This is a genomic window from Corynebacterium sp. ES2775-CONJ, assembly GCF_024814515.1.
GTDB lineage: Bacteria > Actinomycetota > Actinomycetes > Mycobacteriales > Mycobacteriaceae > Corynebacterium.
The window spans coordinates 122,702-135,691 of sequence record NZ_JANUXT010000005.1; the positions used below are offsets into that span (position 1 = coordinate 122,702).

At 53.7% G+C, this 12,990-nt stretch carries 12 protein-coding genes and 1 tRNA gene; 8 read left to right on the forward strand and 5 right to left on the reverse strand.

Annotation, left to right across the window (positions count from 1 at the left end; translation table 11 throughout):
- Positions 1–681: 681 nt before the first annotated feature.
- On the reverse strand, positions 682–2,082 hold the full coding sequence (amn, locus tag NXT01_RS07405; RefSeq protein WP_259079286.1) for an AMP nucleosidase: 1,401 nt from the start codon (positions 2,080–2,082) through the stop codon (positions 682–684).
- A 469-nt stretch (positions 2,083–2,551) separates the two neighbouring features.
- Positions 2,552–2,926 (reverse strand): hypothetical protein, encoded by a 375-nt coding sequence (locus tag NXT01_RS07410; RefSeq protein ID WP_259079288.1) that lies wholly within the window; start codon positions 2,924–2,926, stop codon positions 2,552–2,554.
- A 171-nt stretch (positions 2,927–3,097) separates the two neighbouring features.
- Here NXT01_RS07410 and NXT01_RS07415 point away from each other — a divergent pair, with 171 nt between their 5' ends.
- Together NXT01_RS07415 and NXT01_RS07420 are read left to right on the forward strand one after the other, a co-directional pair.
- Positions 3,098–3,775: a hypothetical protein gene (locus NXT01_RS07415; RefSeq protein WP_259079289.1), complete on the forward strand. Its 678-nt coding sequence runs from the start codon at positions 3,098–3,100 to the stop codon at positions 3,773–3,775.
- Entirely contained in the window at positions 3,772–4,230 is a 459-nt protein-coding gene (locus NXT01_RS07420) for a hypothetical protein (protein ID WP_259079291.1), read from the forward strand. Before NXT01_RS07415 ends, NXT01_RS07420 begins: the two co-directional genes overlap by 4 nt.
- A 176-nt stretch (positions 4,231–4,406) precedes the next feature.
- Here the strand turns inward: NXT01_RS07420 and NXT01_RS07425 are convergent, their stop codons facing one another.
- The 3 genes from NXT01_RS07425 to NXT01_RS07435 all read right to left on the reverse strand — a co-directional run bounded on the left by NXT01_RS07425 (position 4,407) and on the right by NXT01_RS07435 (position 6,015).
- Positions 4,407–4,664, reverse strand: a complete 258-nt coding sequence (locus NXT01_RS07425) for a hypothetical protein (RefSeq protein WP_259079293.1) — start codon at positions 4,662–4,664, stop codon at positions 4,407–4,409.
- Positions 4,664–5,656 carry a biotin synthase BioB gene (gene bioB / locus NXT01_RS07430; protein WP_259079299.1) on the reverse strand — a complete coding sequence of 331 codons (993 nt, stop codon included), beginning with the start codon at positions 5,654–5,656 and terminating at the stop codon, positions 4,664–4,666. The genes NXT01_RS07425 and bioB overlap by 1 nt, the downstream gene beginning before the upstream one ends.
- Before the next feature lie 276 nt (positions 5,657–5,932).
- A tRNA-Leu gene (locus NXT01_RS07435) sits at positions 5,933–6,015 on the reverse strand.
- A gap of 203 nt (positions 6,016–6,218) precedes the next feature.
- Between NXT01_RS07435 and NXT01_RS07440 the strand changes: the two genes are divergently transcribed.
- The 6 genes from NXT01_RS07440 to NXT01_RS09440 are packed head-to-tail and all read left to right on the forward strand — an operon-like array spanning position 6,219 to position 12,989.
- Positions 6,219–6,947 carry a DUF3662 and FHA domain-containing protein gene (locus NXT01_RS07440; protein ID WP_259079306.1) on the forward strand — a complete coding sequence of 243 codons (729 nt, stop codon included), beginning with the start codon at positions 6,219–6,221 and terminating at the stop codon, positions 6,945–6,947.
- Positions 6,948–6,962: 15 nt separating this feature from the next.
- Entirely contained in the window at positions 6,963–7,397 is a 435-nt protein-coding gene (locus tag NXT01_RS07445) for an FHA domain-containing protein (RefSeq protein WP_259079313.1), read from the forward strand.
- Positions 7,398–8,903 carry a PP2C family serine/threonine-protein phosphatase gene (locus tag NXT01_RS07450; protein ID WP_259079319.1) on the forward strand — a complete coding sequence of 502 codons (1,506 nt, stop codon included), beginning with the start codon at positions 7,398–7,400 and terminating at the stop codon, positions 8,901–8,903.
- Positions 8,900–10,213 carry an FtsW/RodA/SpoVE family cell cycle protein gene (locus tag NXT01_RS07455; RefSeq protein ID WP_259079320.1) on the forward strand — a complete coding sequence of 438 codons (1,314 nt, stop codon included), beginning with the start codon at positions 8,900–8,902 and terminating at the stop codon, positions 10,211–10,213. The genes NXT01_RS07450 and NXT01_RS07455 overlap by 4 nt, the downstream gene beginning before the upstream one ends.
- Complete coding sequence (locus tag NXT01_RS07460) at positions 10,210–11,649, forward strand: penicillin-binding transpeptidase domain-containing protein (protein WP_259079322.1); 1,440 nt, start codon at positions 10,210–10,212, stop codon at positions 11,647–11,649. Before NXT01_RS07455 ends, NXT01_RS07460 begins: the two co-directional genes overlap by 4 nt.
- A complete protein-coding gene (locus NXT01_RS09440) occupies positions 11,649–12,989 on the forward strand; it encodes a protein kinase domain-containing protein (RefSeq protein ID WP_259079330.1) in 1,341 nt (446 codons plus the stop codon). The genes NXT01_RS07460 and NXT01_RS09440 overlap by 1 nt, the downstream gene beginning before the upstream one ends.
- The last annotated feature ends 1 nt before the right edge of the window (position 12,990 follow it).

Below are 12,990 nucleotides of genomic sequence, written 5' to 3' on the forward strand. Positions count from 1 at the left end.
CTGTATGTGCGGGAGCGCAGGTTAGTCGCGGTACTAATTGCTGGGACCTGCTTAGACTAAGTGCTTAGATTAAGTGAGTGCCTCTAATAGCGGTGGAAATGACCTCTCCTTATTTCGAAAGTAAGACAACTGTCAACGCGGAATTGTCTCGTGAATCTAGATCGTCACCGATCGCATGGCCTAAGACCTAGTGCTGGATCTGGGCGCTCGGGCCATCTCTGCCACACGTTCGACACAGCCATGCTGGCTATTTTCTTAAACGGTGAGAGGTGAGGGGTTTCACCGACAGAGACTATGGTAAAGACTATGGTGGAGTACGCAAAAGGCCGTAACTTGAGCAGGGCTTATGCGATCGGCGCGACATTGATGGAAAACCCTCGTGCGCACCACACGCAGTGGAGAGATATCTGCGAGAACGACCAGCGCTAGTAATTTGGCCATTTACCTATGAGTAGATAAGGCGCTCATGGTAAGGCCATACTCCTAGTGATGATCCATTTCTCTAGCGTGACTATCCTGTGCTTTCTACTCCTTGTTTTTAAGCAAGCAGACGTGGCATTATCTGAAGAATATTCGCGATTTTTTAATAGTTTTTAGTAGTGCTGCGCGATTAGCGTCTGGGAGGTATCCATGGACATTCTGCTACCGCGCCTTAATATAACTATATAACCGTGGCACTTTTTAACGCAGCGGCAGTTCCGCCACCGTGCGCCGTAATTTCCTGGTGTGTAGCTTTTCCGGTTGCGCCGCAAGTTTCTCCACTGCCCGCACCGCGCACATCACGTGCGCTTCCTTTGAGCTGGAATAAAAGGCTTGGGCACCAGCGGGTAGTTTCGGCACCGCATTCAGGGGCAGATCTGACACACTCAATAAGGTGCCATAGGGTACTCGGTAGCGGTATCCATTAGCCGCTAAGGTAGCTGATTCCATATCGCACGCAGCCGCTGTGGAGCCGCGTAGCCACTCCCATAAAGCCCTCGGGGTATGCCATTCCCAGTTGCGATCATCAGTAGAAATCACAGTACCGGTGCGCATCAGGGAAAGATCCTCGCCGTAGATCTCTTTGACACTTGCCTCAAGTGCACGTTGGACCTCCGGGATGGCGGGGATCGGAAGATCGAGCGGAATATGCCCATTGAGCAGGTTATCGCTCCGCTGGTAGGCATTTCCCAAGATGAGATCGCCAATCCGCATGCGCCCATCAAGACCGGCGCAATGCCCTATCATTATCCAGGCTTCAGGCCTTAAAACGGCTAAGCAGTCAGTGATAGTTTTGGCATTTGAGGGACCAACCCCAATATTCACCATTGTTACCCCGCTATTGTCCGCAGCCACCAAATCTAGGCGAGGCATTTGGTGTAGAGATCTTAGTGCCTGTTCGAATATTTCTTCGCTGGGGTATTCGGCGGTGGTTGAGTGCAGGACCGCACCGCTAGCAGTCACCAGTTCGTGGTAGCGAGATCCAGGGCGATGAAGTTCAGATAAGGCGAAGCGCAAAAATTCAGACATATGCATGCCGTAATTGGTAAAGAGTAAGTATTTTTGAACACTCTGTACGCCTATGCCCGTATAGTGCTCAATACGCGCGCAGGCCATATCGAAGCGCTGCGGACTAAAGTGAAAAAGCGGTTTCTCGGATCGATGGAATACCTCCCATTCACCATCAACAATGGCGTCGTCCACCATATCTAATGATGGTCGCGGCACCCCAGCGGGGCGCTCCGTTTGTAGAAAAACCTCGGCATTAAAATCCGGTAGGTATTCGGGGGCAATCGCGATTTCTGAGTCCACTACCTGTAGTTCACACGGGTAGTTGGACGTCAGCCTTTCGAGTTGGGCTATCAGATAGGAGCGCAGCAACCGCGGGCGGCTGATTACCGCCGAATACACACCGGCCTCGTCTACGTATCCGAACGGTTCGGTTCGATCAATTGGATGCCACCGTAGCACCCGCACCATGAGTTTGGGGTACGTAATATTCTTCCAATTGTCGAAATTCCCAGATTCACAACACTGTGTAGCCAAAGCGCATGATCGGTCGTAGTGATTGATGAGCTTTTCAACAGCTTCCACAGCATTCATACCATACGCCTCTCGCAGACCAATTGAGCGCTATTTTGAGTCTCTTAGCACCAAGATCTTACCCGATGGCCTTAGATAATTGACTCGTTTATAACGCACAATTTTGCATGCAACGGGGGCGATATATGGCTCTCGCTATGACTCTCGCCTAGCGCCGGAGGATCCTCCGCAACCAGGAGAGGATTCTCCTTGGTCGTGCCGGAGACCTGCCGAGGGAGGAAATGCCAGGCATCTCCCGCCCTATAACCACATCACTGTGGGCACGATGCCTAGATAGATTATCGTAGACACCCGCATCCTCAGCTTCAGATAACGTAGATGGGCCAGCCGGCGACTGATCTAAGGGCTGCTCGTGTCTCAGCGGCAGTCCTGTGGCTGTGAGATCGTCTGCCTTATCCGCGCCAATATCTGGGGCGCTTGTGGGCGTCCGATCGCTCTGATCCGGCTTGACTGAGTGAGAATGTTGAATTCAGGCTAACCCAAACGCTTCGATATTACGATCAACGATTGTCCTGAGGATAGCGAGGTTAGATTGTGCGGAATACACTGCCACATAGACAAACATATTCCCGTCCAGCATGCGGATCAGATGGAGCTGGTCGGAGAGGGTAAGAAGCATATCTTTCAGCTGCGAGTCGATCCCGAGCGCCTCAATCGCCTTGAATTTGGCCTTGACCATTTCACTGTTATAAGCGGAGGCAACATCCAGATCGAAAGTGGACAATTTAGAGGTTGAAGCCAAAGACATCCCGGTTCCAAGATCGACCACCGACGCCCCTAAGAAGCCATTGAGATTATTGCTGAGACTCTCGACGAAGTCTATGAGTTTCTGTTGTTCGGACATATTTTGGTTCTGCTTTCTTTTTGATTTAACTGCCTGCTAACGATGAACAATGGTGATATCGTGCAAGAATAGCAAAGTATCCAATCTGCTATGATAAGAATAGAAAATTTTCTACTCCTTTACAACAGGTAACTACACAAACCTTCTATTTAAATTGAAACTATCGGAAAAATGATTGCACAGTCTTTTAGGCGTAGGCGTCACGGCAAAGTGGACGAACTCGACGTCGTCGATCTCGACCCCTCCTTCACTGCACCCCGAGATTCAATCGTCGGATCCCCAACCACTCTCGAGCTCGTCTTTGCCGGACCGGTCGGGATCGGAAAAACCACCAGTATAGAGACTCTTTCCTCCATTCTCACTATCACCACCGAAGCGAAAGCAGCCGCTCAAGAATTCGTTGCCCCCGGCAAGTCTTCGACCACAGTCAGTATTGATTACGGGATATGGAAGCGCGCGGACAACCGCGAAGTGGGTCTCTTTGGAATTCCCGGGCAGGAGCGCTTTTCAGCCAGCCGTTCCGCCCTCAAAAATCCTGAGGCTGGAATTGTCCTATGGCTCTATGGTGAAGAGGACTTGGTTGAAGAGCAATTACAGTCATGGTTCCCAGTAGTCAAAGACTCGGCTATTGCGGGACGCCTGTGTATAGCGCTTAACTTCGTGCACGGAGACGACAAAGCGATCGTCCAACGCGCCGAGATAATCGCCAATCGTCTTCTCCGAGACCTCCTATCTAATGAGACGACACCTAGCGCAGACACTGCCTTCATCCCTGTGGTTATAGCAGACCCCCGTATAAAAGAAGATGTCATCAACGTTGCAGAATTGGCCCTCAGGAATCAGCTATGAGCGATGAGTTAATTGCTAAGCACCGAAAGGTTAGAGATCGCGATTTTGGCACCAATGATATCGCTCATGCAGCTTTGCCTATTCTCTCTCACCTCAGAAGCAAGAATCCGAATGTCCATGCGATGATCATTGGAACTGGCGATGGTATTCATGTGTGTTCCATAGGATTCGATTCCGAAGATAATGCTTCGCGCATGGCAGCCCTGAACTCCTCGATGCTGGGTGTGTCCACTGCTCAAGCTCAGGTCATGGACCCATTAAAAGATGAGATTCAGGATACGGTTGTTGCTGTTCAGCTGCCTGGCTCTGAACTTTTAGGGCTCGCCCGTATTGAACATCCCCCAGTGGGGCATCTGGTTCTGGGGGTTTTCGGTAGGGATATCAAACTCGGTATGGTGGTGCATCTCGTCCAAACTATCGCCCAGGCTTTGGCAGATTGGATATATGAGGGCTAGCTGAGCCTGGCTAGGGCTAGTTAGGGCTGGTGAGGGCTGACTGAGCCTGGCTAAAGCTGGTTAGGGTGCTACCCGCCGAAAGACCCCACGCCACTCGTCAGACCCAGAGCTACAATACCTAGCGCCCGCAGTTCTGCTCCAAAGCGTATCTGTAGGTAGTGCAAATGGATTCGAAGTTAACGCCTGCCTAAATAAACAGAATCGAGAGCCCCGTGGCGCGAACATATAGCTTCCCACCCATCAGGGCGCACCTGGACGACCATGCGCCGGCCGCAGAGTTGACAAAACCGCGGCGCCTCCAGGCCGGCACGAGCCGAGGGACTTAGAGCAAGCGTGAGATCTGGGGTAACTTCCTGGCCAGTATTGGGATGAAAATGGGGTTCATCCCCGGCTAAGACGGCCTCAAGCAGCTCCGTTGATGCTGGTTTTCTCATTAGATCGTCGTATTCAAAGCCTTGATAGGCAGCCGCAATTTGCCGAGCAGATCCACGTCATCCTCCATAGGCCGGCCCAATGTTGTGAGGTAATTTCCTACAATTACGGCATTAATTCCACCTAAAAGGCCCTGCTCGGTACCAAGGTCTCCGAGAGTAAGTTCACGGCCGCCAGCAAAGCGCAGGATAGTCTTAGGCAGCGCCAACCGGAAGGCCCCGATGGCGCGCAAGGCGTCGGCCGTCTCCATAACCTCACGATCGGCAAAAGGGGTGCCTGGGCGGGGATCGAGGAAGTTCATGGGCACTTCGGTGGGGTTAAGATCGGCCAATTCGGTAGCGAATTCGGCGCGCTGCTCGAGGCTCTCCCCCATACCTAAGATGCCGCCAGAGCACACTTCCATGCCCGCTTCCGCGACCATTTCAAGAGTGGCCCGGCGCGATTCCCAACTATGAGTAGTGACTACTTCGGGGAAATAGGACCGCGCGGTTTCCAGGTTATGGTTATAGCGGTGGATCCCGGCTGCCTTCAAGCGATCGACCTGCTCTTGAGTCAGAATGCCGATGGATGCGGCAACCTCGATATCAACTTCGGCCTTGATAGCGGCGACAGCCTGTTCGAGCTGCGATATGAGCCGCTCATCGGGCCCCTTTACGGCTGCAACGATGCAGAACTCGGTAGCTCCAGATTTTTGAGTTTGCTTAGCCGCTTCTACAAGGCCTGGGATATCAAGCCAGGCGGAGCGTACGGGAGATTCAAAGAGACCCGATTGGGAGCAGAAATGGCAGTCTTCGGGGCAGCCGCCTGTTTTGAGCGAGATAATTCCTTCGACTTCAACCTCTTCGCCGCACCATTTCAGACGGACTTGGTGGGCGAGGTCGAGAAGCTCGGGAATGCGGTCTTCTTCCAGATTGAGGATCTCAAGAACTTCGTCTTTATTGAGACCGATGCCTTGCCCAAGTACTTTGTCCTGTGCCAGCGCGAGGATATCCATGGCTTATCTCCTACGGTTGTATGAGCGATCGAGTAGCGTATTGCGGTAGAGCGAGTGAGAAGATCGCTTGCGTGATGTCATCTCAGTCTAATCAATGCGCACCTCAAACACTTAAACAACGTTCAAGTTTTTTTCGGTTATAACACCAATCGCGCTATAGCCTGCACCTCTTAGGTCCCACTAATTTTTTCCTTTTCGGGTGACTATTACCTTGTTGCCACCTCTTATGACTAGAAAACAGCAAAAATCCCACCACTACGATGAGTGATGGGATAGTGCCCAGGGGGGGACTTGAACCCCCACGCCCTTGCGGACACTGGCACCTGAAGCCAGCGCGTCTGCCATTCCGCCACCTGGGCTCAAACTAACACTTCCTACTTCAATGACACAGAAAAAGCGTTGCCATTAACTTAACACGATCGCACAATAGAGCAACAAATCCGCAGTACACATTTGGTTTTTACGGCACTGCTCAAGGAGTGACTCTAGGAGTATTGCAGCTTTGACTTTATACTAGTTAGGAAAGCGTTGATCGATAGAGCATCCTAGGAGGCGAAGCAGCGTGTCAATTATCGGCAAGATTGCCAAACTCGACAGCGCCATGCAGCGCGGGCTCGATAACGGCTTCGCTTATATATTTGGCGGCCGCGTGGTACCTGCAGAGATCGAAGAACTTCTCAAGCAGGAGGCGGAGGATAACTTGGTGCACACCTATGAAGGCACCGTTGAAGTTCCGAATATATATGAGGTCTCTGTTAGCGAAAAGGATTTTGATCTCATATCCGCTGAGCACCCAACTCTGGCAGATGATTTCACCGATCGCTTATCGCGGTACTTCCGCAATAACTCCTGGATTTCTCCTGCTCCGATCGTCATCAGAATTAGCGCCGATCAATCCTTGCGCACGGGGCAATTGCATGCCACAAGCGATTTTGATCTGGAAGTGAGCCCACCTAAGAAAGAGAGTGCTCCTATGAATCCCCCCGCTCCGCTTCCTTCCGCACCCACTGGGAAGATGATCAGCCTGACTGTCGACGGCACCCCCAGCTATCAACTTAAGACTGGGTCGACGATGATTGGTCGCGGTACGGATGTGGACTATAGGCTGCACGATACTGGGGTTTCCCGGCACCATGCGGAGATCGTGTGGGATGGCCACGAGGCCTATATTGTGGATCTACAGTCCACCAATGGCACTACGGTCAATGGCACCCCGATTGACAATTGGTTACTCGCCGATGGTGATGTGATCACAATTGGGCATTCACAGATCGTCGTCCGCATTAAATAACTGGCAAGGAGAAGCATGGATTCGGCGTTTTTATTTGGGCTGCGCATTGGGCTCCTCGCCCTTTTATGGCTTTTTATTTTTTTCGCGTTCATTGCAATGCGACGTACCATGAAATCCCATACCAGCCCCGCCGTTGCTCAGGCTCCTCTAGGAGGACGCCCGCAGCAATTAGCTATTCTCGACGGTCCGTTGACCGGCTACCGCGTCGATCTATCAGGCCTGTCAGATATCTCTATCGGACGCTCGCACGATTGCGGTCTCAATCTCGACGACGATTTCACCTCAGGACATCACGCGCGGCTATTTAGTCGCGGCAATGAGTGGTTTATCGAAGATCTAGATTCTCGCAATGGAACCTTCGTCCAGGGTGCACGTATTGACGCCCCTGAGCGAGTTGTCGCCGGGCAAGACCTGAAAATTGGACGGACCACTCTAAGGCTTGTGGGCTAGATGAAATTACATTATGCTCTCGGATCTCACCGGGGATTAGTACGCAGCAATAATGAGGACTCCGCCTATGCGGGCCCATATCTGCTCGCCCTCGCTGATGGAATGGGCGGACACGCTGCCGGCGAGGTGGCTTCCCAGATGATGATTAATTTTCTCGCGGAGATCGACGCCGACCCGGGTGAGAATGATATGTTAGCGCTGCTCGGCTCCGTGGCCGATGACGCCAATCGGGCGCTTGCGCGCGGAGTGCGTGAAAAACCAGAAATTGAGGGCATGGGGACCACGCTCACAGCGCTGATGTTCAACGGGGACGAACTGGGACTATGCCATGTGGGTGATTCTCGCGGTTTTCGCATGCGCGCTGGAACCCTCGAGCGGATTACGGTCGACGATACCTATGTGCAATCGCTGGTAGATAAAGGCCAGCTAGACCCTGCGGATATCTCCACTCACCCGCAGCGCTCCATGATCTTAAAGGCCTATACGGGTAGGCCGGTCGAACCGACCTTAGAGCACCTCGATGCGCGTATTGGTGATCGGCTCATGCTCTGCTCCGACGGGCTGTCTGATCCAGTAACTACTGATACCATCGCCGATGAATTAGCATATGGCACCCCAGAAGAAGCTGTGCGACGCCTCATCGATTTAGCGCTGCGCTCCGGTGGTCCCGATAACGTCACCGTGGTGGTGGCCGATATCGTCGCTGATGACATCGATCCAGCCACACTGCCCGCTACACCTTTGACCGCGGGAGCACTCAATAACGAGGAGGAACCCCCGCAGATTAATACCGCTGCTGGCAGGGCTGCTGCAGCCCTTGCCACAGCCACAGCGCGGCAACCGGAGGTGATACCTCCACATCCGCAGCAGGCTAAAGAAGCGCCCCAGAGCTCACGCCGTTTCATCCCTGTCATTGCGTTTATGCTCGCCCTCTTAGTGAGCGGCGGAGGTTTCCTCGCAGCTCAGAGCTACGCCGCCGACCGCTACTTCATTAGCCTTAATGACCAGCAGGAATTCATTATTTCCCAGGGGCTTAAGACCCCAGGCCTCAGCGCCTTGGGAGTAAAGGCCTATCAAGCGGCGTGCATTAACGCCGCTGGGAATCTTACTTTCGTTGATAATAGCGAGCGGCCTGATTGTGCTATTTTCTCCCTCAACGATCTCAACGAGCCGGCGCGCGCCCTCGTCGGTAATTTCTCTGGCGGGCGTTATGACGAAGTAATCCAGCAGATGCAGCGCCTCTCTGAAGAAGCATTACCGGTGTGTGTGACCAGGCAAAAGGTTGAGGAGACCACCAGCCCTCGCACAACCAGCACTCCTCGTGCTACACGTACTCCTTCCAGCACCACGACGCCACCGACCTCGACCAGCGCTCCACGGTCGCAAACCCGCACGACTACGAGCTCCGTGCGCACCACACCGCAATCGCAATCATCTGCTGCCCCAAGCCGCCCAGGAGATCTTTCAACCCCTGGAGTTAATTGCCGGGAGGTGAAGAACCCATGATTTCAACCGCCCGCTGGCGCACCACGGAATTAAGCCTTCTCATAGCGGCCACCATCATCATGGCCATAACCTTGCTCAGCCTCAATATGGCGCTGGGGTTAGATATCAACGCCGAACTCGCCTGGGTCATCGGGGGCTTTATCGGAGTTTTCCTCATCGCCCATATTGCCTTAAGTTTTCTGGCCCCACAGGCTGACCAGATCATGCTCCCCGTAGCGGCCCTCCTCAATGGTTTAGGGCTTGCCATGGTGTATCGCATCGATGTGGCACAAGAAACCACAATGGCCTCGCGGCAGGTGATCTGGACGCTCGTTGGAGTGGGACTTATGATCACCGTCCTCATCTTCCTCACCGACCACCGCGTGCTGCGACGCTTTTCCTATATTTTAGGTCTCGTAGGATTAATCCTCTTGGCCCTCCCGCTCATTTGGCCCACACGCCCCGGGGTTGTCGCTGATGCCCGTATCTGGATTAGTATCGGCTCCTTTTCGGTCCAACCAGGAGAATTTTCCAAGATTTTTCTGTTGCTCTTTTTCGCCCAACTTCTGGTGACCAAGCGGGCCCTCTTTAATGTTGCGGGCTACCGACTTATGGGTATGGAATTCCCCCGCCTCCGCGATCTCGGACCCATTCTTGTGGTGTGGGCAATTGCTATCTTTATTATGGCTGGCGAAAACGATTTCGGCCCCGCTCTGCTTCTCTTCAGCACAGTTTTGGGCATGCTGTATCTGGCGACGGGGCGTGTCTCATGGCTATTTATTGGAGTCATTCTCGTTGGCATAGGTGGCACCGCCATCTATCAAATCTCCGATAAGATCCAAACCCGCTTCTCCATTTTCTTAGACCCATTAGCTGATCCTTATGATACGGGCCGCCAGCTTTCGCAGGCTCTGTTCGGTATGTCCACGGGCGGCCTCACGGGGACGGGACTTGGCCTCGGGCACCCGTATTTAGTGCCTGTGGCGTGGAGCGACTTTATCTTGTCTTCACTAGCTGAGGAATTGGGGCTGTATGGGCTTGCCGCCATTTTGATTTTGTTTACCATCTTGATCGCCCGTGGAATGCGCGCCGCTGTGATGACTAAGGATTCCTACGGCAAATTGGTAGCCGCCGGGCTCTCCCTCACCCTAGCCATCCAAGTCTTCGTGGTCACCGCCGGAATCTCAGCACTGATGCCTATGACGGGTCTGACAACACCCTTTATGTCTCAAGGCGGATCATCTTTGATGGCTAATTATATTCTGCTCGGTATCATCTTGCGGATCTCCCACTCCGCTAGCCAATCCGCCCAGCAGGGGGTGCACTCATGAATCGAACCATTGCGAAATCTTTTTATTTCACCCTCGTCATGATGGCTATCCTCTTAGTCAACGCCAGCTATATTCATGTTTTCAAAGAGGAGGAATACGCTCAAAACCCCGCCAACCGACGCGGTCTGATTGAGCTGAAATCTCAGCCCCGCGGCTATATTGCCACAGGTGGCATCATTCTGGCTGAATCACTAAAAGGTGAGGACGGCTTCTACTACCGCAATTATCCACATAACCCCCAAGCCTTTGGCGCGGTAGAGGGCTATATTTCCGATATTTACGGTGCCAGTGGCATTGAGTCCAGCTACAATGATGTGCTCAACGGCACCGCTCAATCACCCACACTATGGTGGAAAAGCCTTATTAGCCAGGATAAACAAGTAGGAAACGTGGAACTAACCCTCGATCCTGCTACCCAAGAGACCGCCTTCAACGAACTCGCCTCACGCGGCTATGAAGGAGCGGCAGTAGCTATCCGACCATCGACAGGAGAAGTACTGGCTTTAGCCTCGACTCCATCCTTCGACCCAGCCGCCATTAGTGATGCAAACCAGGCCGAATTAGCCTGGCAGGAACTCAATGCCAACCCAGGCGATCCCTTGCTCAATAAAGCTACACAGGAAACGCTGCCACCGGGCTCAACCTTCAAGGTGGTGACCACATTAGCTGCCTTAAACAAGGGCTTCACTCCCGATTCCACACTGACTGGGCAACCGCAGATAACGCTGCCTGGCACTGAGGCAACACTGGAGAATTATGGGGGCCAACTGTGCGGTGGTGCTACCGAGGTTAATCTTCTGACCGCTTTCCAGTACTCCTGCAATACTGCTTTTGTGGAGATGGGAATCCAGGCTGGCGCGGATGCGCTACGCCAAGCAGCGAGAGATTTCGGTATCGGCGAGAGATATGACTTGGGTCTTCCCGTGGTACCCGGCACCGTCGGTGATTTACCCGATGATCCAGCACTGGGGCAATCTGCGATTGGGCAGCGTGATGTGGCATTAACCGTGCTACAGAATGCTGTTATTGCCGCGACCGTGGCCAATAAGGGCGTGCGCATGGAGCCACATCTGATCCACCGCGTAGTGGCAGATGATCTTACCGAGATTTCTAAGACTAGCCCGCGCGTTCTCTCCTCAGGTATCACAGAAGATCAGGCAACAACGCTGACTAATCTGATGCAGGCCTCGGAGCGCTTCACCGCAGGATACGCAGGTCAAAATATTGCCTCCAAAACGGGCACCGCGGAGCATGGCGAAGACTCCCGAAATTCAAACCCCCACGCGTGGTATATCGCCTTTGCCCCGGGCGAAGATATTGCGGTGGCCGTAGTTGTCAAAAATGGTGGCGATCTCGGCCAGGCAGCAACAGGTGGATCAGTTGCCGCCCCAATTGGGCGAGCCATTATCGCTCAAGCACCCAAGGGAGGACAGTAATGAATGAACAGGAGCGTCTCCAGGAACTCCTCGCGGGTCATTATCAGCTGCAGTGGGTGATCGGCACCGGCGGAATGTCCACCGTCTATTTAGCCGACGATCTCCGTCACCAGCGCGAGGTGGCCATTAAGGTACTCCGCCCCGAATTTGCCTCCAACCCTGAATTTCTTTCCCGCTTTCGCAATGAAGCGGCGGCTAGCACTCGTATTAATTCCGATCATGTGGTGCGCACCTACGATTATCTGGAGCTACGCGAACCTCACTCGCAGCAGATTCTCAGCGTGCTCATTATGGAATATGTGCGTGGGGAAACCTTAAGCGATCTCCTCCAGCGGCGCTCTGGCCCTCTCGAGGAGGGAGAAGCCCTCGATATTCTGGAGCAAGCAGCGCAGGGCCTTGCCACGATCCACGGTCTGGGCCTCGTGCACCGCGATATTAAGCCTGGGAATTTGCTGATTACCCAAAATAAGCGGGTTAAGATTGCTGATTTTGGTATCGCCAAGGCCGCCGCCTCTGCCCCATTAACCCGCACGGGCATGGTGGTAGGAACCGCTCAGTACGTCTCTCCCGAGCAGGCGCAAGGTCTTGTAGTTGATACTGCCTCCGATATTTATTCCCTCGGGGTGGTGGGCTATGAAATGCTGGCTGGCCGTCGACCCTTCGAGGGCGATTCCACCGTGTCGGTGGCGCTGGCGCATATCAATCAGGCACCGCCTGCTCTCCCCACCACTATCAGCGCCCCGGCGCGCGAGGTAATTGCTACCGCGCTGCGCAAAGAGCCTTCGCATCGCTACCGGGATGGGCGAGAATATGCACAGGCTATTTCTGCGGCGCGGCTGGGTCGGCGCCCGGCACCTGTGAGCGCGCCTCCAACCACTCGGATCATATCGCCGCCTCAGCCCGCATCGACGTCAATCATGCCGCCAACCCAGATGGCTCGGACTTCCTATGAAGTTCCCCCAGCGCCTGAGCGCAGTGGATGGATAACAGGTGTGATACTGGTAGTTGTCTTCGGCGGTGTGGTGGCACTAGGATTCTTCCTTTATAGATCTGGGATAATCGATGAGCTGATGCAGCCCTCTCCTCCAGTTCAACCGAGTATTGTGACTGTCGTTCCCGAGGAGGTTGTAACAGTTCCGGCGCCTGAGGATATTGATACTCCGGCTCCGCCCACCGAGGTGGAACCTGAGCGCGAGGACATCACCGAGGCGCCTGTTATTCCAGATACTCCACCAACGATGGTGCTGCCTGAACCAGCTCAGCCGATTCCTGCGGATACCCCCACGGTGGAGATACCCGCCCCGCCCGTTGACCAATCGACCCAAGGAGAAGCCCAGTGAC